Annotated in this window: 17 protein-coding genes; 5 read left to right on the top strand and 12 right to left on the bottom strand. The window is 73.9% G+C overall.

Going from position 1 to position 22,565, the window contains the following annotated elements:
* Positions 1 to 21: 21 nt before the first annotated feature.
* The 4 genes from ABZY57_RS21360 to ABZY57_RS21345 all read right to left on the bottom strand — a co-directional run bounded on the left by ABZY57_RS21360 (position 22) and on the right by ABZY57_RS21345 (position 7,330).
* Positions 22 to 1,803, bottom strand: coding sequence for an ABC transporter ATP-binding protein (locus tag ABZY57_RS21360; protein WP_356514170.1), 1,782 nt, complete (start codon positions 1,801 to 1,803; stop codon positions 22 to 24).
* Positions 1,800 to 3,662, bottom strand: a complete 1,863-nt coding sequence (locus ABZY57_RS21355; protein WP_356514168.1) for an ABC transporter ATP-binding protein — start codon at positions 3,660 to 3,662, stop codon at positions 1,800 to 1,802. The genes ABZY57_RS21360 and ABZY57_RS21355 overlap by 4 nt, the downstream gene beginning before the upstream one ends.
* 131 nt (positions 3,663 to 3,793) lie before the next feature.
* Positions 3,794 to 6,730: an FAD-binding and (Fe-S)-binding domain-containing protein gene (locus tag ABZY57_RS21350; protein WP_356514166.1), complete on the bottom strand. Its 2,937-nt coding sequence runs from the start codon at positions 6,728 to 6,730 to the stop codon at positions 3,794 to 3,796.
* 84 nt (positions 6,731 to 6,814) lie between these two features.
* Positions 6,815 to 7,330, bottom strand: coding sequence for a MarR family transcriptional regulator (locus ABZY57_RS21345; RefSeq protein WP_356514164.1), 516 nt, complete (start codon positions 7,328 to 7,330; stop codon positions 6,815 to 6,817).
* A 107-nt stretch (positions 7,331 to 7,437) separates the two neighbouring features.
* On the opposite strand from ABZY57_RS21345, the gene ABZY57_RS21340 reads away from it, so the two are divergent.
* Positions 7,438 to 9,390 carry an ABC transporter ATP-binding protein gene (locus ABZY57_RS21340; protein ID WP_356514162.1) on the top strand — a complete coding sequence of 651 codons (1,953 nt, stop codon included), beginning with the start codon at positions 7,438 to 7,440 and terminating at the stop codon, positions 9,388 to 9,390.
* A gap of 63 nt (positions 9,391 to 9,453) precedes the next feature.
* Positions 9,454 to 10,293, top strand: a complete 840-nt coding sequence (mltG, locus tag ABZY57_RS21335; protein WP_356514160.1) for an endolytic transglycosylase MltG — start codon at positions 9,454 to 9,456, stop codon at positions 10,291 to 10,293.
* Positions 10,294 to 10,302: 9 nt separating this feature from the next.
* Here the strand turns inward: mltG and ABZY57_RS21330 are convergent, their stop codons facing one another.
* From ABZY57_RS21330 to ABZY57_RS21295, 8 genes are all read right to left on the bottom strand, one after another.
* Entirely contained in the window at positions 10,303 to 11,376 is a 1,074-nt protein-coding gene (locus ABZY57_RS21330; RefSeq protein WP_356514158.1) for an NAD(P)-binding domain-containing protein, read from the bottom strand.
* A gap of 158 nt (positions 11,377 to 11,534) precedes the next feature.
* Positions 11,535 to 12,896 carry a cytochrome P450 gene (locus ABZY57_RS21325; protein ID WP_356514156.1) on the bottom strand — a complete coding sequence of 454 codons (1,362 nt, stop codon included), beginning with the start codon at positions 12,894 to 12,896 and terminating at the stop codon, positions 11,535 to 11,537.
* 166 nt (positions 12,897 to 13,062) lie between these two features.
* Positions 13,063 to 13,740, bottom strand: a complete 678-nt coding sequence (locus tag ABZY57_RS21320) for an HAD family phosphatase (protein WP_356514154.1) — start codon at positions 13,738 to 13,740, stop codon at positions 13,063 to 13,065.
* A gap of 52 nt (positions 13,741 to 13,792) precedes the next feature.
* On the bottom strand, positions 13,793 to 14,272 hold the full coding sequence (locus ABZY57_RS21315) for an Lrp/AsnC family transcriptional regulator (RefSeq protein ID WP_356514152.1): 480 nt from the start codon (positions 14,270 to 14,272) through the stop codon (positions 13,793 to 13,795).
* A 44-nt stretch (positions 14,273 to 14,316) separates the two neighbouring features.
* Positions 14,317 to 15,066: a DUF1295 domain-containing protein gene (locus ABZY57_RS21310; RefSeq protein ID WP_356514187.1), complete on the bottom strand. Its 750-nt coding sequence runs from the start codon at positions 15,064 to 15,066 to the stop codon at positions 14,317 to 14,319.
* Positions 15,067 to 15,122: 56 nt separating this feature from the next.
* On the bottom strand, positions 15,123 to 16,412 hold the full coding sequence (locus tag ABZY57_RS21305) for a cyclopropane-fatty-acyl-phospholipid synthase family protein (protein WP_356514150.1): 1,290 nt from the start codon (positions 16,410 to 16,412) through the stop codon (positions 15,123 to 15,125).
* Positions 16,409 to 17,176 (bottom strand): DUF1365 domain-containing protein, encoded by a 768-nt coding sequence (locus ABZY57_RS21300; protein ID WP_356514148.1) that lies wholly within the window; start codon positions 17,174 to 17,176, stop codon positions 16,409 to 16,411. Before ABZY57_RS21300 ends, ABZY57_RS21305 begins: the two co-directional genes overlap by 4 nt.
* Complete coding sequence (locus ABZY57_RS21295) at positions 17,173 to 18,543, bottom strand: FAD-dependent oxidoreductase (protein ID WP_356514146.1); 1,371 nt, start codon at positions 18,541 to 18,543, stop codon at positions 17,173 to 17,175. Before ABZY57_RS21295 ends, ABZY57_RS21300 begins: the two co-directional genes overlap by 4 nt.
* A gap of 176 nt (positions 18,544 to 18,719) precedes the next feature.
* On the opposite strand from ABZY57_RS21295, the gene ABZY57_RS21290 reads away from it, so the two are divergent.
* The 3 genes from ABZY57_RS21290 to ABZY57_RS21280 all read left to right on the top strand — a co-directional run.
* Positions 18,720 to 20,216 (top strand): SDR family oxidoreductase, encoded by a 1,497-nt coding sequence (locus ABZY57_RS21290; RefSeq protein WP_356514144.1) that lies wholly within the window; start codon positions 18,720 to 18,722, stop codon positions 20,214 to 20,216.
* A 121-nt stretch (positions 20,217 to 20,337) separates the two neighbouring features.
* On the top strand, positions 20,338 to 21,762 hold the full coding sequence (locus ABZY57_RS21285) for a deoxyribodipyrimidine photo-lyase (RefSeq protein ID WP_356514142.1): 1,425 nt from the start codon (positions 20,338 to 20,340) through the stop codon (positions 21,760 to 21,762).
* 35 nt (positions 21,763 to 21,797) lie between these two features.
* The coding region (locus tag ABZY57_RS21280) for a MerR family transcriptional regulator (RefSeq protein WP_356514140.1) at positions 21,798 to 22,565 on the top strand (768 nt) is incomplete at its 3' end.

Here is a 22,565-nt window from a genome sequence, read left to right as displayed (position 1 = left end):
GGGCGGGCGGGTTGCGGCGGATCAGCCGTGCCAGGAGCGCCACAGTGCGGCGTACGCCCCGTCCGCCTCGACCAGGGCGTCGTGCGAGCCGAGCTCGGTGATGCGGCCGGCCTCGACCACCGCGATCACGTCCGCGTCGTGCGCGGTGTGCAGCCGGTGCGCGATCGCGATCACCGTGCGGCCGTCCAGCACCCGGGCCAGCGAGCGCTCCAGGTGCCGGGCCGCGCGCGGGTCCAGCAGCGAGGTGGCCTCGTCCAGTACGAGGGTGTGCGGATCGGCCAGCACCAGTCGGGCCAGCGCGATCTGCTGCGCCTGTGCCGGGGTCAGGGCCGAGGCTCCCGAGCCGACCTCGGTGTCCAGACCGGCGTCCAGCGCCCGCGCCCAGTCCTGCGCGTCGACGGCGCCGAGCGCCGCCCACAGCTCGGCGTCCGCGGCCTCCGTGCGCGCGAGGCGCAGGTTGTCCCGCAGGGAACCCACGAACACGTGGTGCTCCTGGTTGACCAGGGCCACGTGCTCGCGCACCCGCTCCGCCGGCATCTGCGACAGCCGCGCCCCGCCGAGGGTGATCTCACCGGTCCGCGGTGCGTAGATGCCCGCCAGGAGCCGGCCCAGGGTGGACTTGCCGGCGCCCGAGGGCCCGACCAGCGCCATCCGGGTGCCCGGCGGCACCGACATCGACACCTGGTGCAGTACGTCCACGCCCTCGCGGTACCCGAAGTGCACCTGGTCCGCCCTGACGTCCCTGCCCTCCGGGGAGACCGCCACGTCGCCCGCGTCCGGCTCGATCTCCCGCACGCCCACCAGCCGGGCCAGCGAGACCTGCGCGATCTGCAGTTCGTCGTACCAGCGCAGGATCAGGCCGATCGGGTCGACCATCATCTGCGCGAGCAGGGCGCCCGTGGTCAGCTGCCCCACCGACATCCAGCCCTGGATCACGCAGTACCCGCCGATCATCAGCACCGAGCCGAGGATCGTCACGTAGGTGACGTTGACGACGGGGAAGAGGACCGTCCGCAGGAACAGCGTGTACCGCTCCCACGCCGTCCACTCCTTGATGCGCCGCTCCGAGAGCTCGATCCGGCGCCCGCCGAGGCGGTGCGCCTCGATGGTGCGGCCCGCGTCCACCGTCTCGGTGAGCACGGCGGCGACCGCCGCGTACCCGGCCGCCTCCGAACGGTAGGCCCGGGGCGCCCGCTTGAAGTACCAGCGGCATCCGATCACCAGCACCGGCAGCGCCACCAGCGCGGCCAGCGCCAGCGGCGGCGCGGTCACGGCGAGCGCCCCGTAGAGTAGCCCCGCCCACACCACGCCGATGGCCAGCTGCGGCACGGCCTCGCGCATCGCGTTGGCCAGCCGGTCGATGTCGGTGGTGATCCGCGACAGCAGGTCACCGGTTCCCGCGCGCTCCAGCACGCCCGGCGGCAGGCCCACCGACCGTACGAGGAAGTCCTCGCGCAGATCGGCCAGCATCTCCTCGCCGAGCATCGCCCCCCGCAGCCGGACCAGCCGCACGAACACGGTCTGGACGCCGAGCGCCAGGGCGAACAGCAGTCCCACCCGGCCCAGATGGAGTTCGCGGGCCCCTTCCGAGAGCCGGTCCACGACCTGGCCCAGCAGGTAGGGGCCGACCATGGAGGCGATCACCGCGACGGTGTTGACCCCCACCAGGACCAGGAAGGCCCGCCGGTGGCGGCGGAACAGGCCGCGCACGTAGCTCCGTACCGTCGCGGAGCTGCCCACGGGCAGGGTCGCGGCCGTTTCCGGGGCGGCCGGGTCGTATTGCGGCGGCGCCACGCCGATCATGCGGATTCCTCGATCTCGGTCAGTACGGATTCCAGCTGCGGGAGCCGCTGTTCTTCCTCGGTCTCGCGGGTGACGACCGCCCGGTAGCGCGGGTCGCCGTGCAGCAGTTCGCGGTGTCTGCCGCTCGCCACCGCCTTGCCTTCGTGGATCAGGACGACCCGGTCGGCGCGGTCCAGCAGCAGGGGCGAGGAAGCCAGTACCACCGTCGTGCGACCGGCGCGCAGGGCCGCGATCCCGTCCGCGATCCGGGCCTCGGTGTGCGAGTCGACCGCCGAGGTCGGCTCGTCCAGCACCAGTACCTCGGGATCGGTCACCAGGGACCGTGCCAGTGCCAGCCGCTGGCGCTGCCCGCCGGACAGCGAGCGGCCGCGCTCGGTGATCCGGGCGTCCATCGGGTCGTCCACCCCGTCCGGGGCCGACTGCAGCAGGGCGTCCAGTACGTCCGCGCACTGGGCCGCCGCGAGCGCGGCCGGCGCTTCGACCGCCCCGGACGCCGGTACGTCGAACAGGGCGCGCAGCGTCCCGGACAGCAGGACCGGATCCTTGTCCTGTACGAGGACCAGCGTGCGCGCGGTGTCGAGTGCGAGCTCGTCCAGCGCGACCCCGCCCAGCAGGACGGAGGGCCCCGCCGCGGCGTCCATCGGGTGCCCGCCCAGTCGCTCCGCGAGCCGGCCCGCCAGGTCGGGGTCCCCGCACACCACGGCGGTGAACCGGCCCGCGGGGACCAGCAGTCCGGTCTCCGGGTCGTACAGGTCTGCGCCGGGGGCCGGGGGACGGGCGACCTCGGCGGCGGCAACGGGCCCCGCGGCGGCAACCGGTTGCGCGGAGGCGGCCGGCTCCGCGCCGGCCTCGGCCATCGCGTCGGTCCGCGTCAGCGACAGCACCCGCGCCGCCCGCTTGGCGGAGGGGCGCGAGAAGGAGTACGCCATCGCGATCTCCTCGAAGTGCCGCAGCGGGTAGAGCATGGTCGCCACCGCGCTGAAGGCGGCGACGAGTTCACCGACGTCCAGCCGGCCGTCCAGGACGAGCGCGGACCCGTACCAGACCACCGTGACCAGCAGCGCTCCCGGCAGCAGCACCTGGATCGCGGAGATCAGGGCCCACATCCGGGCACTGTGCACGGCAGCTTCGCGGACCGCCTGGGAGGCCTCGCGGTAGCGGCCGAGGAAGAGTTCCTCGCCGCCGATGCCGCGCAGGACCCGCAGACCCGCCACGGTGTCCGAGGCCAGCTCGGTGGCCTTGCCCGCCTTCTCCCGCTGGAGGTCGGCGCGTTGGGTGGCGCGCGGCAGCAGCGGCAGGACGGCCAGGGCGAGCACCGGCATGCCGAGGGCCACGACCACGCCGATCGTGGGCGCGTAGAACAGCAGGACGACACAGCCGATGACCAGGGTCAGGGCGGCGGCCAGGAAGCGGGAGACCGCCTCGACGAACCAGCCGATCTTCTCCACGTCGCCCGTGGAGACGGCCACCACCTCGCCCGCCGCGACCCGCTGGGTCAGGGCGGAGCCGAGCTCGGCGGTCTTGCGGGCGAGCAACTGCTGGACCCGCGCTGCGGCGGTGATCCAGTTGGTGACGGCGGTGCGGTGCAGCATCGCGTCGCCGAGCGAGATCGCGACGCCGAGCAGCGCGATCAGGCCGCCGACCCACAGCAGTCGGGCGCCGTCGCGGTCCACGACCGCGTCGATGCCCAGGCCCACGGTGTACGGCAGGCCCGCGATGCCGCCGAAGTGGAGCAGTCCCCAGCCCAGGCTCTTGGCCTGTCCGCCGAGTTGGCCCCGACCCAGCCACCAGAGGAATCGGGGGCCGGAGCGAGCATCGGGTACCCCTGGGTCCGGATACGGAAGATCGCTGATCTGCATGACGCCCCATGACTGGTCGAGTGTTCCAAACCGTGCAAGGTTCGCGTTCGGGGCCGGTCCGGGGCAATTGATTTTCCGTTGGCCAAAGCTCTGCGCGGGCAGGCTTGTGGCCCGGGTGACCGCAGGGTGCCTCAGGGGCGGGTGGCGCGCTCCAGTTCCAGGAGCGTCGAGTAGTAGCTGCGGCCCGTGGCCCGGTCCATGCCCACCTCGCACATCCGGTTCGCCGACAGGTGCGCGTCGAACTCCCGTGCCGTCACCTCGGCGGCCTCGCGCGCCGTCGCCGACTCCGCCAGCTCCGGGTGCAGCATGCCGCGGTCGCCCGCGAAGGCGCAGCACCCCGCGTCGTACGGGACCACCACCTCGTCGGCGCAGGCCTCGGCCACCGCCCGCAGCTGTGCCTCGTCGTCCAGGTGCCGCATCGAACAGGTGGGGTGGAGCACCGCCGAGCCCACCGTGCGCCGGACCTCCAGGTGCGGCAGCAGCTCCTCGGCGGCCCAGACGACGGAGTCGACGATCCGCAGCTCGGCGTGGAGCGCCCGGTTGTCGTCGGTCAGGTACGGGACCACCTCGTGCGCGATGCCCAGGGTGCAGGAGGACGCGTCGACCACGAGCGGCAGCCGCCCGCCGGCCGTCCAGCCCCAGGCTGCCTCCACGATCCGGTTGGCCATCACACGGTTGCCGGCGTCGTACCCCTTGGAATGCCAGATCGTCGCGCAGCAGGTGCCCCTGACGTCCCCGGGGATCCACACCGGCCTTCCGGCCCGCTCGGACACCGCCACCACGGCTTCCGGAAGGGAGGGACCGGGCCGGCCGTCCGGCCCGCCGAAGATCCGGTTGACGCAGGCCGGGTAGTACACCGCGGCGGCGCCCACGCGCCGGGTGGCGGGCAGTGCGCGGGCCGCGGCGCCGGGGACCTGCGGCAGCCATTCGGGAACCAGGTCGGGTCGTACGGCCTTGCGCGCGGCCGCCGTCACGGCCTGCAGGATCCGGTCCCCGACGGCGTCGGTGATCTTGTCGGCGGCGGCCACGGCCAGCCGCGCGGCCACTTCGACCGCGCCGAACCGCAGGGCCGCGAGTTCGGCCGCGCGCTCCTCGCGCGGGCTGTGCCGGCGGTGGCGGAAGTCCTTCATCAGGGCGCCGGTGTCGATACCGACGGGGCAGGCGAGCTTGCAGGTGGAGTCCCCGGCGCAGGTGTCCACGGCGTCGTAGCCGTACGCGTCGAGCAGACCGTCGAGCACGGGGGAGCCGGGCTGCTGGCGCATCATCTCCCGGCGCAGCACGATCCGCTGGCGCGGGGTGGTCGTCAGGTCCTCGCTGGGGCAGGTCGGTTCGCAGAACCCGCACTCGATACAGGGGTCGGCGACGGCCTCCACCTGCGGGATCGTCTTGAGGCCGCGCAGGTGCGCCTTCGGGTCGCGGTCCAGGAGGATCCGCGGGGCGAGCACCAGGTCGGGGTCGACGACCCGCTTGGTGCGCCACATCATCTCGGTGGCCCGGGGCCCCCACTCCAGTTCCAGGAAGGGGGCCATGTTGCGGCCGGTGGAGTGCTCGGCCTTCAGGGAGCCGTCGAAGCGCTCCACGGTGAGCCGGCAGAAGGCCTCCATGAACGCGGCGTACCGCTCCACGTCCGCGGGCCGGGCGGCGTCGAAGGCGAGCAGGAAGTGCAGGTTGCCGTGGGCGGCGTGGCCGGCGACGGCGGCGTCGAAGCCGTGCTCCGCCTGGAGCGCGAGGAGGGCCTCGCAGGCCTCGGCCAGCCGGGACGGGGGAACCGCGAAGTCCTCGGTGATCAGGGTGGTACCGGAGGCGCGGGCGCCGCCGACGGCGGTGACGAAGGCCTTGCGGGCCTTCCAGTAGCCGGAGATGGTCTTGGCGTCGCGGGTGAAGGCGTTGGTCACCGAGGCCACCGGGGCCACCAGGTCCAGCCCGGCCAGTACCCCGGCGGCGCGCCGCTCGTACTCGGCGCGGCCGGCCTCGTCGGGGGCCCGGAACTCCACCAGCAGCGCGGTGGTGTCCTTGGGCAGCCCGGCCCAGTCGGCGGGGACGCCGGCGACGCTCACCGAGGCGCGCAGGGTGTTCCCGTCCATCAGCTCGACCGCCAGCGCCCCCGCCTCGTTGAAGAGCGGTACGGCGGCGGCAGCGGCGGGCAGTGAGGGGAAGAAGAGCAGGGCGCTGGTGAGCTCGCGGTCCAGCGGCAGGGTGTCGAAGACGACCTCGGCGATGAAGCCCAGGGTGCCCTCGGAGCCGACCATCAGCCCGCGCAGGATCTCCACCGGGGTGGCGCCGTCGAGGTAGGCGTCGAGGCGGTAGCCGGTGGTGTTCTTGATCTCGTACTTGGCGCGGATGCGGGCGACGAGCTCCGGATCGGCCTCGATCTCCTTCTTGATCTCCATCAGGCCGTGGCACAGGGCGGGCTCGGCCCGCTGCAGCTCCTCGTCGGCGAGCGGGTCGGCGGTGTCCACGACGGTGCCGCTCGGCAGGACGAAGGTGAGGGAGGACAGGGTGCGGTACGAGTTCCTCGTGGTGCCCGCGGTCATGCCGGAGGCGTTGTTCGCGACGACTCCGCCGAGGGTGCAGGCGATGGCGCTGGCCGGGTCGGGGCCCAGGACGCGACCGTGCCGGGCGAGCGCGGCGTTGGCGCGCACGACGGTGGTGCCGGGCTGGATCCGGGCGCGCAGCCCCTCCTCCAGCACCTCGACCCCGGCCCAGTGGCGGCGGACGTCGACGAGGATGTCCTCGCCCTGCGCCTGGCCGTTGAGCGAGGTCCCGGCGGCCCGGAAGACCACGTCGCGCTGCTTGCCGTGGGCGTAGGACAGGACGGCGGAGATGTCGTCGATGTCCTCGGCGATCACGACGACCTGCGGCAGGAACCGGTACGGGGAGGCGTCGGAGGCGTAGCGGACCAGGTCGGAGATGCCCGAGAGCACCTTGTCGGCGCCCAGCAGCTCGGCCAGATCGCTCCGCAGCGGCTCGGGGGTGCCCGTGGACCTGCGCTCGGGCACCCGATCGGGTGCGGGGCCGCTGAGGGTGCGCGGGCGCAGGGCCCCCGGCTTCGGTTCCAGCAGTGGCATCTGCAGCCCCTCGACTCGCGCCGTGTCCGTCGTTCTCACTCGTTCGGCGCAGCACCGGCCCTGTACCGGCCGGACCGCCGCCCGTCAGCAGCCGTGCTCCGCCGGAGCGTCCGCCAGAGCGTTCAGCAGGCCGCCGAGCACCTCGCGCTGATCGGCGGTCAATGGAGCCAGGATCTCCTCTGCGGCGCCGGTTCGCGCGTTGCGCAGGCGGCGCAGCGTGGCGCGGCCGGTGTCGGTGAGCTCGATCCTTATGACGCGGCGGTTCTCCGGGTCGGGCACGCGGCGGACGCACTCGGCGCTCTCCAGCCCGTCGACCAGGGTGGTCACGGCACGGGGCACCACCTCCAGGCGGGCGGCGAGGTCCGCCATCCGGGGAGGCCGGGCCGTGGAGAGGTGGGCGACCGTGCGCAGCAGCCGGGACTGGGCCGGGGTGATGCCGAGCGGCTCCAGATGGCGCTTCTGGATGCGGTGGAGCCGCCGGGTCAGGCGCAGGAGCTGCTCGGCGAGCACGCCGTCGGTGGTGTCGGTGGTGCCCGTCGTGTCGGCGCTGTCGACGCCGCCGGTGCCCTGGCCGGTGTCGGTCTCGGAAGCGGTGCTCATGCTGCGGTCCTCATAATGGGAACGATATCAGGACCAGATTCATTGTGAGCATAGGTAACAATGAGCTATGCTCATTCGAGTCTCGTCCCCTGTCATGAAGGAGGCCCATGCGCCCCAAAGAACCCGAGTGGGAACCCTCGAAAGAATCCCTCGACCCCCGAGGTCCCGCCCCGGACGAGCGTCCGCGTGAGCTGCGCCGCATCGTCGGGCTCTTCCGGCCTTACCGGGGCCGCCTCGCCGTCGTCGGCGTGCTCGTCGCCGCCTCCTCGCTGGTCGGGGTCGCCACCCCCTTCCTGCTGAAGGAGATCCTCGACGTAGCGATCCCGCAGGGCCGTACCGGGCTGCTCAGCCTGCTCGCCCTCGGCATGATCGCGACCGCCGTCGTCACCAGCATCTTCGGTGTGCTCCAGACCCTGATATCCACCACCGTCGGCCAGCGCGTCATGCACGACCTGCGGACCGCCGTCTACGCGCAGCTCCAGCGGATGCCGCTGGCCTTCTTCACGCGTACGCGCACCGGCGAGGTGCAGTCCCGCATCGCCAACGACATCGGCGGCATGCAGGCCACGGTCACTTCCACGGCGACCTCCCTCGTCTCGAACGCGACGGCCGTCATCGCCTCCGTCGTCGCGATGCTCGCGCTCGACTGGCGGCTCACGCTCGTCTCGCTCGCCCTGCTGCCCGTCTTCGTGTGGATCAGCCGCCGTGTCGGCGGCGAGCGCAAGAAGATCACCGCGCAGCGCCAGAAGCAGATGGCGGCGATGGCCGCGACGGTCACCGAGTCCCTGTCGGTCAGCGGCATCCTGCTGGGCCGCACGATGGGCCGCGCCGATTCGCTCACCACCTCCTTCGCGGAGGAGTCCGAGAAGCTCGTCGACCTCGAAGTGCGCTCCAGCATGGCCGGGCGCTGGCGGATGTCCACCATCGGCATCGTCATGGCCGCCATGCCCGCGCTCATCTACTGGGCTGCGGGCATAGCCCTGCAGACCGGAGCCCCCTCGCTCTCGGTCGGCACCCTCGTCGCCTTCGTCACCCTCCAGCAGGGCCTGTTCCGGCCCGCCGTGAGCCTGATGTCCACCGGCGTCCAGATCCAGACCTCGCTGGCGCTCTTCGCCCGCATCTTCGAGTACCTCGACCTGCCGGTGGACATCACCGAGCGCGAGGACCCCGTCCGCCTCGACCGCGCCAAGGGCGAGGTCCGCCTGGAGGACGTCCACTTCGCCTACGACACCAAGAGCGGCCCCACCCTGACGGGCATCGACATCACGGTCCCGGCCGGCGGCTCCCTCGCGGTGGTCGGTCCGACCGGATCCGGCAAGAGCACGCTCAGCTACCTCGTGCCCCGGCTGTACGACGTCACCGGTGGCCGGGTCGCCCTCGACGGCGTGGACGTGCGCGATCTCGACTTCGACTCCCTGGCACGCTCCATCGGCGTGGTCTCCCAGGAGACCTACCTCTTCCACGCCTCCGTCGCCGACAACCTGCGCTTCGCCAAGCCCGACGCCACCGACGAGGAGATAGCGGCGGCGGCGCGCGCGGCCCAGATCCACGATCACATCGAGTCCCTGCCCGACGGGTACGACACCCTGGTCGGCGAGCGCGGCTACCGGTTCTCCGGCGGGGAGAAGCAGCGCCTGGCCATCGCGCGCACCATCCTGCGCGATCCGCCCGTGCTCATCCTCGACGAGGCCACCAGTGCGCTGGACACCCGCACCGAGCACGCCGTGCAGCGCGCCATCGACAACCTCTCCCAGGGGCGCACCACCATCACCATCGCCCACCGCCTCTCCACCGTCCGCGATGCCGACCAGATCGTGGTGCTCGACGCAGGTCGCATCGCGGAGCGCGGCACCCACGAGGAACTGCTGAAGGCCGACGGCCGGTACGCCGCCCTCGTGCGCCGCGACCGGGAGACTGCGCTGAAGCCGGAGGGCCCGGCGTCCGGAGGGCTCGTGTCCGGGGCGCTCGGTTCGGAGATGCGCAAGGCCGATCTGCTCAAGCCCGGGACGTTCAAGCCGGACACCCTGCGCGGAACCCAGCCGACCCCGGTGAATGTGTGATCGTATGACCGGCACACGGGTCGGATGTCGGGAATCCGGTGGTTCGCGGGTTAGCGTGCCCGCATGCGTCATGAGAACCGGCCGCCGTCACCGCGCCGTTCCCGGCTCACCCGCCGGGGCAGGCTGGCGCTCTTCCTCGGAACCGTCCTGGGACTCGGGGCAGCCCTCCTGATCCCCCTGTTTCCCGGCGAGAAACCGCCCGAGAAGCCGCGCCAGTTGCTGATCCCCGAGGGCTGGCGGGCCCCACAGGTCTATGCCGCCATCGACCGCGAGCTGAAGCTCCCGGCCGGCTCCGCCAAGGCCGCGGCCGCCACGACGGCCCTGCCCCTGCCCGCCGAGGCGAAGGGCAATCCGGAGGGGTACCTCTTCCCGGCCACCTACCCGGTGACCTCGCAGTCCACCCCGGCCTCACTGCTCACCTACATGGTCGAGACGGCCAACAAGAGCCTCGCCACCAAGGCCGTCGCGGACGGCGGCAAGGCACACGGGATGACCCCGTACCAGACGGCCACCCTCGCGAGCATCATCGAGGCGGAGGCCGAGACCCGCGCGGACATGGGCAAGGTCGCCCGGGTGGTCCACAACCGGCTGGCGAAATCGATGCCGCTCCAGATGGACTCCACCATCAACTACGCGCTGAACCGCTCCACGGTGGACACCAAGCTGAGCGAGACGAAGATCGACAGCCCCTTCAACACCTACGAGCGCCAGGGACTGCCGCCCACCCCGATCGACAGCCCCGGCCTGCAGGCCATGTCGGCCGCGGTGGCCCCGACCCCCGGAGACTGGCTCTTCTTCGTCACCGTGAAGCAGGGGGACACCCGCTTTTCGGCGACGTACGAACAACACAAGCGGCACGTGGCCGAGTTCAACCGGATCAGGGCCGCCTCGCGCACGACCTGAGCGGACGGTCTAGTGGACGTCGGCCCGGATGCGGGTCAGCAGGCGGTGGATCTCGCGGACCGCCGCGCCGCCCGCGCGGTTGGCGCCGATGGTCGACGCCGAAGGGCCGTAGCCGACCAGGTGGATCCGCTCGTCGCGGACCGCGCGGGTGCCGTCGAGCCGGATGCCGCCGCCGGGCTTGCGCAGGCGCAGCGGAGCCAGGTGGTCGATGGCGGGGCGGAAGCCGGTGGCCCACAGGATCACGTCCGCTTCGACCCCGCTGCCGTCCGGCCAGACGGCACCCGTCCTCGTGAGGTGGTCGAACATCGGCCGGCGGTCCAGGACGCCCGACTCCAGCCCGCCCCGGACGGCCTCGTTCAGCGGCAGTCCGGTCACGCTGACCACGCTCCGGGGCGCCAAGCCCCGCCGTACCCGGTCCTCCACCAGGGCCACCGCCGCACGGCCCTGCGCCTCGCCGAAGCTCCCGTCGCGGAACACCGGCGGCCGGCGGGTGACCCAGGTGGTCCCGGCCGCCACCTCGGCGATCTCCAGCAGGTGCTGCACCGCCGAGGTGCCGCCGCCCACCACGATGACCCGGGCTCCGGCGAACTCGGCCGGCCCCGGGTAGTCCGCCGTGTGCAGCTGGCGGCCCCCGAAGATCTCCTGCCCCGGGTAGCGCGGCCAGAACGGGCGGTCCCAGGTCCCGGTGGCGTTGATCAGCGCCCGCGCCGACCAGGTCCCGGACCGGGATTCCACCCTCAGCCGGCCGTCCGCCCCGTCGCGTACGGCGGTGACGTCGACGGGGCGGCGTACGCGCAGGCCGAAGCGGTCCTCGTAGGCGGCGAAGTACTCCGCGATCACCTCGGAGGAGGGGCGCAGCGGATCGGCGCCGGTGAGTTCCATCCCGGGCAGTGCGTGCATGCCGTGGACCTTGCCGTAGGTGAGCGAGGGCCAGCGGAACTGCCAGGCGCCGCCCGGGCGCGGCGCGTGGTCCAGGACCACGTGGCCGATGCCCGCCCGGCCCAGGTGGTAGGCGCCCGACAGTCCGGCCTGCCCCGCGCCCACGACCACCACGTCCACGTCCTGCACCGCGATTTCGTTCACGGTTCTACTAACTGGGGGCGGCGCCGAGATCTTCCCGGAGCCCGGAGCCCGGAGCCCGGAGCCCGGAGCGCGTGGTCCGGGTCGCCGAGCAGCCGGTCCGCCACCGCCCAGGCCGCCTTCGGCCTGGGCTCGCGGTCTCCCCGCCGGGACGGGATCCCTCAGGAGCGGTGCGCGCGGAGCGTGGCCAGGACCGGGTCCCTGGGCTGGAGGGTGAGTCCCGGGAGGACCCTGGCGCGGGTCGGACCGCTGTCCAGGTGGAAGCGCTGGGTCACGACGGCCAGCACGAGGGCGGCCTCGACCAGGGCGAAACGGGCGCCCAGGCAGGCGCGCGGGCCGCCGCCGAAGGGGAACCAGGCGTGTTCCGGGATCTGGTGAGCGGCGTCCGCATCCCACCGCTCGGGGCGGAAGGCCTCCGGCTCCGGGAACCAGCGCGCGTCCCGGTGCACCGACCACGGGCTGGTCCACACCGACAGGCCGGCCGGGACCGGACGCCCGCCGAGGGTGGCGCCCTCCCTCGCCACCGCGGAGATCAGCCAGATCGGCGGGTAGATCCGCAGCGCTTCCTTGACCACCTGCTGGGTCCAGGGCAGCCGCGCGTAGTCCTCGTATGCGGGCAGCCGGCCGCCGAGCACCCGGTCGAGCTCCTCCGTCAGCCGCTCGCGTGCCTCCGGCGCCCCCGAGAGCAGCTGCCAGGCCCAGGTCAGGGTGGTGGACGTGGTCTCGTGGCCGCCGATGTACAGGGTGATCGACTCGTCCCGCAGCTCCGTGCGCGACAGCGGCCCGCCGTCCTCGTCGCGGGCGGACAGGAGCCTGCTGAGCAGATCGTCCCGCTCCTCCCCGGCCGCCGAGGACGTCTCGTGCTCCCGTATGACGTGCTCGATCTCACGGTCGAGGACGTCCACGGCCGCCCGCATCCGGCGTCGGCCCGGGGTCCGCACCCACGGCGGCAGGAACATCGTCACGCCCCGGAACTCGGCGCCGAGTTCGCGCTGCGCGGTGGCCATGGCGGCGCTGATGGGCGCCTCCCGGCCGGCCGCGTCGCTCCCGAACAGGGTGCGCACCGCGATCCGCTGGGTGAGACCGGCCATCTCCCGGTGCACGTCGATCCGCGCGCCGTCCCTCCAGCCGCAGACCAGCGCGTCGGTGCACTCCACCATCGTGCCCGCGTACGCGCGCACTTGGCGCGGGCGCACCGAGGGCTGGACCAGTGCGCGCTTGCGCCGCCAGTCCTCGCCGGTGGCCACGACCACCCCGTTGCCGAGCAACTGGCGGAAGGCCCAGCCCAGTTCGGTCGGACTGAAGGTGGACTCCACGGCGCCGAGCAGCTCACCGGCGTGCTCCGGCCGCGAGACCAGGACGTTGCGCTGCGGGCCGAGCGCCCAGGGGACCCAGTCCCCGTAGTCGTCGCGCAGCGACTCGAAGAAGGCCAGCGGATCGCGGGCGAAGGCGGGGAGGTTCCCCACCAGGGGCCAGCGGCGCGGTCCGTGCTCGGATCCCGGGGACAGCAGGGTGGCGGTCACCACGGCATGGTGACAGCGCCGCCCGCAGGACGCCAGAGCCTCCGCGACCCCGGGGCGGCCGCGGAAGCCGGGGTGTCCGGGATGTCCGGCGCCTCAGGGGTGTCGGCCGGCGCCTCGGAGCGTCCGGCGACTCGCAAGCGTCCGGCGCTCGGGGGTGTCCGGCGGCTCAGGCCGCCCGGGCCGCCGTGAGCCAGGTGTAGGCGCTCTCCGCGCTGAACTCCGTCTGCCCGGAGGGAAAGAGGAGCCCGGCCGCCGCGAAGGCCGGGTCGTCGGCGGTGGCCGCCACGTACGGGACGGCCACGCACCGCATGCCCGCGGCGTGCGCGGCCAGGGCGCCCGGCGCCGCGTCCTCGACGACCACGCAGTCGGCGGGGTCCGCGCCCAGCCGGCGCGCCGCCTCCAGGAACACGTCCGGCGCGGGCTTGCCCTGCGCGACCTCCTCGGCGGAGACCACCGTGGTCAGCAGCGCGTCCAGTCCGGTGCCCGCCAGGACCGCGTCGATGGCCTCGCGCGAGGAACCCGAGGCCACCGCCATCGGGACGCCCTCGGAGTGGAGCCGCCGCACGAACGCGCGCATCTCCGGGTAGGCCTCGGTGTGGGTCCGGGCGAGCTCCAGGTAGGCGGCGTTCTGCTCGGCGAGCAGTTGCTCCACCGGGGCCGGGATCCCGTACTCGTCCCGGAGGATCTCCAGGGTTTCCAGGGTGCCGATGCCGATGTACCGGGAGTGCTGCTCCCAGGTGAAATCGGGGACCCCGTGGCGTTCCAGGGTGCGCCGCCCGGACTCGTAGTAGTTCGGCTCGCTGTCCACGAGGGTGCCGTCGAGATCGAATATGACGGAGATCATCCGTAGTGCCCGTCCTGCCGGTGCCTGGCTCATGCCTGTCCCGACCATCTTGTCAGGGTTTGCGTGCTGCCCGTCCCACGGCCTCGACGAGGGGGAGGAGGCGGTGCGGCACCCGCTCGCGCAGCGCGACCTCGGTCCGGGTGCGCACCACGCCGGGCAGCCGGATCAGCCGCTGGATGACGTCCTCGAGGTGCGCGTTGTCCCGCGCGGCCACCCGGGTCAGCAGGTCCCCGCCGCCGGTGATGGAGAAGGCCTCGATGATCTCGGGTACGGAGGCCAGCGCGTCGCCGACCTCGTCCAGGTGCCCCTGGGTGACCTCGATGTGCACGAAGGCCAGGACGGGGTGCCCGAGTGCGGCGGGGGAGAGCGCGGGCCCCGTGCCGGTGATCACCCCGGTACGCTCCAGCCGGTCGAGCCGGGCCTGGAGGGTGCCGCGCGCGACGCCGAGGATCCGGGCGTACTCCCGGACGCTGGTGCGCGGCTGCTCGATCAGCAGGCGCAGGATCCGTGTGTCGAGTTCGTCCACCGCCATGCCGCGACTGTACCAACGCGACCCCTACATCAGTACGTACCCGATCAAACCGCCCGTGACCTGCGGCGGCGCGGGCCGGGACGCCGGGGCGGCCGGGGCAGGAAGCCGCTGGTGCGGGCCCGGTACGCGGCGTAGCCGGGGCGGTCCGCCATGTGCCGCTCCAGCAGGCGCTTCCCGCTGCCGCCGATCAGCAGGTACGACATCACGAGCGGGGAGACCACCGACACCGCCACTGCTCCGCCCGAGGTCCAGGCGGTCAGCGACAGCCCCCACCACACGCAGAAGTCGCCGAAGTAGTTCGGGTGCCGGGTCCAGGACCACAGGCCCCGGTCCATGATCCGTCCCCGGTTCGCGGGATCGGCCTTGAAACGGGCCAGCTGATGGTCGCCGACCGCCTCGAAGAGCAGCCCGCACAGCCACAGCGCCGTCCCCGCCACCGCCAGGGCCCCGGGGCGCCCGGTGGCGTACGCCGCCGCCTGTACGGGCAGCGAGACCAGCCAGACCAGCGCCGCCTGGAACAGGTAGACCATGCGCAGCGCGTACCAGGTCCGGTTGCCCGGAGCCCTGGCGAGCAGCCGCTCGTAGCGCGGGTCCTCGCCGTGTCCCCGGCCGCGCCACGCGATGTGTCCGGCCAGCCGCAGGCCCCACACCACCGCCAGGGCCGCCGGCAGCGGGTGCCGGCCGCCCGACAGCGCGTACGTGGCCACCGCGACGGAGACGAAGCCCAGGCCCCAGGCCACGTCCACCACGCGGTGCATGCGCAGCCGCACCCCGACGGCGAAGGCGGCCAGCATGACGGCGAGGGCCGCCCCCGCCGCGACGGCCAGGTTGAGGACGAAGCCACCCCAGTTCACCGGGTACCACCGTCCGCGGCGAGCTCCGGCGGCACGGGCGGCGCAGAGGGCGCTGACGGCTCCGGGGCTGCGGCCGTCAGCAGGAACTGGTGCACGTCCAGGTAGCCCGAGGCGAAACCGGCCTCGCAGTACGCCAGGTAGAAGGTCCACATCCGCCGGAACGCCGCGTCGAAGCCGAGCTCCGCCACCCGGTCGGCCCGCTCCGCGAAGCGCTCCCGCCACAGCCGCAGCGTCTGTGCGTAGTGGGCGCCGTAGGCCTCCGCGCGGGTCACGCGCAGTCCGGTGTGCGAGCGCGCCATCTCCTCCACCACCCGCACGGACGGCAGCATCCCGCCGGGGAAGATGTACTTGTGGATCCAGGTGTACGTGTCCCTGGTGGCGAGCATCCGCTCGTGCGGCATGGTGATCGCCTGGAGCGCGACCCGCCCGCCCGGCGCCAGCAGCCGGTCCAGCGTGGCGAAGTAGACCGGCCAGTACTCGGCGCCGACCGCCTCGATCATCTCGACGCTCACGATGGCGTCGTAGCTCCCCTCGGCCTCCCGGTAGTCGCACAGCCGCACCTCGACGCGGTCGGACAGCCCGGCGGCCGCGATCCGGCGCAGGGCCAGCTGCCGCTGCTCCCGCGAAAGGGTCAGGGTGACCACGTGCGCACCGCGCCGGGCGGCCCGTACGGCCAGCTCGCCCCAGCCCGTGCCGATCTCCAGCAGCCGGGTGCCGGGACCGGTCTCCGTGAGGTCCAACAGCATGTCGATCTTGCGGTGCTGGGCCTCGGCGAGCTGTTCCCGGCCGGCGGGCAGGGCGCGGAACACCGCCGAGGAATAGGTCATCGTCGGGTCGAGGAACTCGGCGAAGAGCTCGTTCGACAGGTCGTAGTGGCGTTGGACGTTCGTCCGCGAGCCGTCCGGGGTGTTGCGGTCCGAGGCCGGGTGCCGGGAGGCCCACAGACCGCGCAGCCGCTGGAGCGGAGCCGGGACCAGCCCCGTCACGTGCCCGGCCAGCACGGTCAGGACGGCGACCGGGTCGCGCGCGTCCCACTCCCCGGCCAGGTACGACTCGCCGAAGCCGATCAGTCCCTCGGCCGCGATCCGGCGTTCGAAGGCGTCCGGGTCGTACACCGCCATCGCGGGGCCGCCCCGCCCCAGGGTCCCGTCGGGGCCCATCCGGACCTGGAGCGGCAACCGGTCCAGGGCCCGGCGGATCAGCAGCCGTCCGACCGCGGCCCTGGCCCGGGAACAGGGCGGCACGGCCGGGGCGGTGGTGGCGGTGGTGGTGGTCGACGTGCTCACTGCAGACCCTCCTGGGGTACGTGTCGGGGACGCGGCCGGACCGGCAGGCCGCGCAGCCAGAGCCGGACGCCGTGGAAGCGGATGCCGACGCTGACGGCGGCGGTGGACCAGGGCCGGCGCAGCGCGGCGCGCAGCAGGCCGCGGGCGCCGGCGGGGCGGCGCTCGCCGCGGACGGTCGCCGTCAGGCGGGCACCGTCCGTACCGCCGGCCAGCCGGACGCTCAGCGCGAGGTGTTCGCCCGGCTCGGGCAACTGCATGCGGTAGGCGCCCTCCACTCCCAGGAAGGGGGAGACGTAGAACTCCTTGGGCACTGGGGCGACGTCGAGGTCGCCCCGGCCGCCCCGGGCGGTCTCCGGAGGGAGCAGGTAGCAGTGCCGTTCGCCGTACGTGTTGTGCACCTCGGCGACCACGTGGCGCAGGGAGCCGTCCGGGCCGTGACACCAGTACACGGTCAGCGGGTTGAAGACGTGGCCGAGCACCCGGGCGTGCGCCAGCATCAACACCCTTGATCCTGAAGGGAGTCCGGCCCCGCGCGCCGCGAGGAACGCGTCCAGTCCGGCCCGGATCGAGGGGGCGCCGCCGCCGAAGTGGTCACGCGTATCGAACCGGGCGAGCGGTCGCAACGGCCTGGGGAGGCGGGGGAGTAGGTCCAGGTCCACCAGCCAGAGATAGGTGCGGTGCCGCAGCCGGTAGCGGCTCCCGCCCGACCGGACGTGCCGGATGTCGGCCAGGTAGAGACGGGGCTCGGTCGGGCCGGGGTTCACCACGGCACCCCCAGTGCGGCGGCAGCCGCCACGCCCGAACGGCAGCCGTCCTCGTGGAACCCCCAGCCGTGGTAGGCCCCGGCGAAGGCCGTCACCGGCCCCGACAGTGCGGGCAGCAGCCGCTGGGCGGCCACCGACTCCGTGGTGTAGACGGGGTGTTCGTACTCCATCTCGGCCAGGACCAGCTCCGGCCGCACCTCCTTGCCCGCGTTCAGCGTGACCACGTACGGCTCCGGCCCGTCCAGCCCCTGGAGCCGGTTCATGTCGTAGCTGACCCGTACGTGCGCGTCGGTCGGCCGGCACCCCGACAGCCGGTAGTTCCAGCAGCCCCGGGCGCCGGGTGTGCGGGGCAGGACCGAGGTGTCGGTGTGCAGCACGGTCCGGTTGCGGGAGTAGCGGAAGGCGCCGAGCGCGGTGCGTTCCGCGTCCGTCGGGTCGGCCAGCAGGCGCAGCGCCTGATCGGCGTGGACGGCGACGACGACCGCGTCGTAGAGGTCGGTGGCCCCGCCGGCGGTGGTGACCGACACGCCCCGCGGGGTGCGCGCGAGCGCCCGTACGGGAGTGGCGAGGTACACGGCGTCCAGCCGTTCGCGGACCCGCTCCACGTAGCGGGCCGAGCCGCCCTCCACCGTGCGCCAGCTCGGCGAGCCGCCCACCGACAACATGCCGTGGTGCTCCAGGAACCGGAACAGGTACCGGGCCGGGTAGCCGAGCGCCGTGTCCGGCGGGCAGGACCAGACGGAGGCCACCAGGGGGATCGCGAAGTGCGCGGTGAAGTAGGCCCCGAAGCGGCCCCGTTCGAGGAACTCGGCCAGGGTGATCCCGGCGGCGGTGATGGAGGTCTCGGCGGTGGCGCTCCCGGCCGCGCGGGTCCCGGCGGTGCGGGTTCCGGCCGTGCGGGTCCCGGCGGTGTCGGCGTGGGCGTCGACGGCGGCCAGCAGCCTCCTGGCCCGCCGGTGGAACGCCGGGATCCGCGCCAGCATCCGCAGGTACTGCGGGTTCACGGCGGACCGGCCGCGGGCGAAGAGACCGCGCGGCCCGCGCGCACCCGCGTACTCCAGCCCGCACCCCTCGCAGCGGACCGACAGGCTCATCGTCGTCGCCCGGGTGGCGACCCCCAACTCACCGAAGAGCCGGAGCAGTTGTGGGTACGTGCGGTCGTTGTGGACGATGAACCCCGAATCCACCGCCCGCACCACCCCGTCCGGCCCCTTCAGCTCGTGGGTGTGCGCGTGCCCGCCCAGCCGGTCGTCCGCCTCGTACAGGGTCACCTCGTGCGAGCGCGCCAGCACGTACGCCGCCGTCAGCCCCGACACGCCCCCGCCGATCACGGCCGTCCGCGGGCGCGTCACCCCTCGCTCGGTCATCGTGTTCCTCCCTCGCCACCCCGTCACCCGGGGCACCCCGGCATCCCTTCTTCGGAGCCGAGGGGGGTCTTGGATGTGCCGTACGGGTCAATCCCGCATCCGATCCGGTGCGCCACGCAGAATCGGAGGCAGGGGCGGAGGGACCGAAGAACAGGGCGCGACGAGCGGAGACAGCCATGACGGGCAAGAACTGCCTGGTCACCGGGGCCACCGGATACATCGGCGGACGCCTCGTACCCGAACTCCTGGACGCCGGCCACCGGGTCCGCTGCCTGGCCCGCTCCCCGGAGAAACTGCGCGACCATCCCTGGGCCGGGGAAGCCGAGATCGTCCGGGGAGACGTCACCGACTCCTCGTCCCTCGCCGGGGCGATGAGCGGAATCGACGTCGCCTACTACCTCGTGCACTCCCTCGGCACCGGCTCCGGCTTCGAGAAGCGCGACCGGGACGCCGCCCGGGCGTTCGCGGACGAGGCCCGCGCCGCCGGCGTCCGCCGCATCGTCTACCTCGGCGGCCTCACCCCGGCGGACATCCCCGTCCGGTCCCTCTCGCCGCACCTGCGCTCCCGCGCCGAAGTCGGGGAGATCTTCCTCGCCGGAGCCGTCCCGGCGACCGTGCTGCGCGCCGCCGTCGTCATCGGGTCCGGGTCCGCCTCCTTCGAGATGCTGCGCTACCTGACCGAACGGCTGCCCGTCATGGTCACCCCCAGCTGGGTCGGCACCCGCTGCCAGCCCATCGCCGTGCGCGACGTCCTGCGCTACCTCGTCGGCAGCGCCGGCATGCCGCCCGAGGTGAACCGGGCCTTCGACATCGGCGGGCCCGACGTGCTCACGTACGAGGAGATGATGCGCCGCTACGCCGCCGTCGCGCGGCTGCCCGCCCGCCTGATCCTGCGGGTCCCGATGCTCACCCCGAGGCTGTCCAGCCACTGGATCGGCCTGGTCACCCCCGTGCCGAGGGCGCTCGCCCGGCCGCTCGCCGAATCCCTGCGGCACGAGGTGGTGTGCGCCGAGCACGACATCGCCGTCCACGTCCCGGACCCGCCGGGCGCGCCCATCGGCTTCGACGAGGCCCTCGCGCTGGCCCTCCGCCGGATCCGCGAGGCCCGGGTGACCACCCGCTGGTCCTCCGCCTCCGTCCCGGGCGCGCCGAGCGACCCGCTGCCCACCGACCCCGACTGGGCGGGCGGCAGCCTGTACACCGACCAACGGGAGCTCGCCGTCGAGGCCCCGGCGGCGGCGCTGTGGAGGGTGGTGGAAGGAATCGGCGGGGAGAACGGCTGGTACTCCTTCCCGCTGGCCTGGGCCGTACGGGGCTGGCTGGACCGACTCGTGGGCGGAGTCGGCATCCGGCGCGGCCGCCGGGACGCGGCGCGGCTGCGGGTGGGGGACTCCCTGGACTTCTGGCGGGTGGAGGAGGTCGAACCGGGCCGGCTGCTGCGGCTGCGCGCCGAAATGCGGCTCCCGGGGCTGGCCTGGCTGGAACTGCACGCCGATCCGCCGTCCCCGGGGGAGGCGGGATCCCGCTACCGCCAGCGCGCCCTGTTCCATCCGCACGGCCTGCTGGGCCACCTGTACTGGTGGAGCGTGTCGCCGTTCCACGCCGTCGTCTTCGGCGGCATGGCACGCAACATCGCCCGCGCGGCGGAGCGCGCGGACGCCGCCGCCGACTGACCGGGCCGGGCCCCCCGCCGGGCCACGGCACCCCCCCCGCATCCGCATCCGGGATCGGGCCCGGCGGCGAAGTACCTCACGACAGCCCGTCCCCACGTCCCCCCTACGCGGAGCGAACCCCATGAACGTCGCGGTGGTCCTCTACACCTCCGACCTCCGGCTGCACGACCATCCGCCGCTGAGGGCCGCCCTCTCCTCGTCCGAGCAGGTCGTGCCGCTCTTCGTGCGCGACCCTGGGGTCGCCGCCCCGCCCAACCGGCTCGCCTTCCTCGCCGACTGCCTCGCCGGCCTCGACGCCGGGCTGCGCTCCCGCGGCGGCCGCCTCGTCGTACGGTCCGGCGACCCGGTCGCCGCGACCATGGCCGTCGTACGGGAGACCGACGCCGACGAGGTCCACATGGCGGCCGGGGTCAGCGCCTACGCCCACGCCCGCGAGGAGCGGCTGCGGGGCGCCCTCGAAGCCGAGGGCCGGCGGTTCCACGTCCACGACGCGGTGATCACCGCAGTGGCCCCCGGGGCCGTCACTCCCACCGGTTCCACCGGCTCCGACCACTTCGCCGTCTTCACCCCGTACCACCGCCACTGGTCGCAGCACCCCCTGCGGGCCGCCGCCCCCACACCCCGCGCCGTCCCGGTGCCCGACGCGATCAGCTCCGAGCCCCTGCCCGAGCGGACCGCCGTCTCCGGGACCTCGCCGGGCCTCGCCACCGGCGGGGAGCCCGAGGCGCGCCGGCTGCTCGCCCGCTGGCTGCGCTCCGGCATCGACGGCTACGGCGAGACCCATGACGACCTGGCCGGCGACGCCACCTCCCGGCTCTCCCCGCACCTGCACTTCGGCACGCTCTCGTCCACCGAGGCAGTCCACCGGGCCCGCGCCGCCGGCGGCCCCGGCGCGGAAGCCTTCGTACGGCAGCTGTGCTGGCGCGACTTCCACCACCAGGTGCTCGCGGCCAGGCCCGGGGCCGCCGCCGCGGACTACCGGGACCGCGGCGACCGCTGGCGCACCGGCCCCGCCGCCGAGGAGGAGACCCTGGCCTGGAAGGAGGGCCGCACCGGTTACCCGGTCGTCGACGCGGCCATGCGCCAACTGGCCCACGAAGGCTGGATGCACAACCGCGGCCGGCTGCTGGTCGCGAGCTTCCTCACCAAGACCCTGTACGTCGACTGGCGCGTCGGAGCCCGCCACTTCATGGAACTCCTCGTCGACGGAGACCTCGCCAACAACCAGCTCAACTGGCAGTGGGCGGCGGGCACGGGCACCGACACCCGCCCCAACCGCGTCCTCAACCCGGTGCGCCAGGGCCTGCGGTACGACCCCGACGGCGGCTACGTCCACCGCTGGGTCCCCGAACTGGCAGGACTCCCCGCACCCCGCGTGCACGAGCCCTGGCGGCTCCCCGGCCTGGAACGGGCCCAATACGACTACCCCGACCCGGTGGTAGGCCTCGCCGACGGCCTCGACCGCTTCCGCAGGGGCCGCGGGACGGGTCCGGAAGCCGCGGACGGGCCGGAGCCGGGCCCCGCGGGCCGCACGGGATCCGGGTGACCGCCCACCGGCCCGCCGCGCCGTACGGTGGAGAGGTGGAGCCCGAACCCGCGCAGCCCCGGCACCAGCCCGAGGCCCCGCCCGTCGCCCTCGGCACCGGGGCCGTCGCCCGGCGCCTCGGGGTCTCGCCGACCACGCTGCGCTCCTGGGAGCGCCGCTACGCCATCGGCCCGGACCGCCGCGAAGCGGGCCGGCACCGGCGCTGGACCCCCGATGACATCGCCCGGCTGGAGCTGATGTGCCGCCTCACCGCCCAGGGCGCGCCCCCGTCCGAGGCGGCCCGGGTGGCCCGGGGCGCCGCCCGGGACGCCCCTGCCGCCGAGGTTCCCGCCGCCGCGACGCCCGGTGGGCCCCGCGCGCTGCGCCTCGGGGACGTCCGCCCGGAGTGCAGGGGGCTCGCGCGGGCCGCCGTACGGCTGGACGCGCCGGCCGTGGAGGACCTGCTGGCGGCCGTGCTCGCCGACCTGGGCCCGGTCACCGCCTGGGAGGAGGTCATCGCGCCGACCCTGCACGCGGTGGGCCGCAAGTGGGCTTCGGCCGGGGAGCGTTACGTGGAGGTCGAACACCTCCTGTCCTGGTACGTCTCCGCGGCCCTGCACCGGATCCGGCCCGCCCCGGAGCGGCGCCCGGCCCCGCCCGTGCTCCTGGCCTGCGCGCCCGGCGAGCAGCACAGCCTCCCGATGGAGGCCCTGGCCGCCGCGCTGGGCGAGCGGGCCCTGCCCGTGCGGATGTTCGGAGCCGCCCTGCCGGCCGACGCCCTGTGCGAGGCCGTCCGGCGGACGGGTCCGCGGGCCGTCGTCCTG

Source organism: Streptomyces sp. NPDC006450 (assembly GCF_040612195.1).
GTDB lineage: Bacteria > Actinomycetota > Actinomycetes > Streptomycetales > Streptomycetaceae > Streptomyces.
The sequence above is the reverse complement of the archived record's forward strand: the minus strand, read 5'-3'. Positions and strand labels throughout refer to the sequence as shown.

Coding starts and splice junctions, on each gene's coding strand:
- ABZY57_RS21350 (WP_356514166.1), bottom strand. CDS start 6,730: ATGCCACTGCTGGAACCGAAGCCGGGGGCCCTGCGCCCGCGCACCCTC.
- ABZY57_RS21360 (WP_356514170.1), bottom strand. CDS start 1,803: ATGATCGGCGTGGCGCCGCCGCAATACGACCCGGCCGCCCCGGAAACG.
- ABZY57_RS21310 (WP_356514187.1), bottom strand. CDS start 15,066: ATGCTGGCCGCCTTCGCCGTCGGGGTGCGGCTGCGCATGCACCGCGTG.
- ABZY57_RS21315 (WP_356514152.1), bottom strand. CDS start 14,272: ATGGCGGTGGACGAACTCGACACACGGATCCTGCGCCTGCTGATCGAG.
- ABZY57_RS21290 (WP_356514144.1), top strand. CDS start 18,720: ATGACGGGCAAGAACTGCCTGGTCACCGGGGCCACCGGATACATCGGC.
- mltG (WP_356514160.1), top strand. CDS start 9,454: ATGCGTCATGAGAACCGGCCGCCGTCACCGCGCCGTTCCCGGCTCACC.
- ABZY57_RS21295 (WP_356514146.1), bottom strand. CDS start 18,543: ATGACCGAGCGAGGGGTGACGCGCCCGCGGACGGCCGTGATCGGCGGG.
- ABZY57_RS21340 (WP_356514162.1), top strand. CDS start 7,438: ATGCGCCCCAAAGAACCCGAGTGGGAACCCTCGAAAGAATCCCTCGAC.
- ABZY57_RS21285 (WP_356514142.1), top strand. CDS start 20,338: ATGAACGTCGCGGTGGTCCTCTACACCTCCGACCTCCGGCTGCACGAC.
- ABZY57_RS21355 (WP_356514168.1), bottom strand. CDS start 3,662: ATGCAGATCAGCGATCTTCCGTATCCGGACCCAGGGGTACCCGATGCT.
- ABZY57_RS21320 (WP_356514154.1), bottom strand. CDS start 13,740: ATGATCTCCGTCATATTCGATCTCGACGGCACCCTCGTGGACAGCGAG.
- ABZY57_RS21345 (WP_356514164.1), bottom strand. CDS start 7,330: ATGAGCACCGCTTCCGAGACCGACACCGGCCAGGGCACCGGCGGCGTC.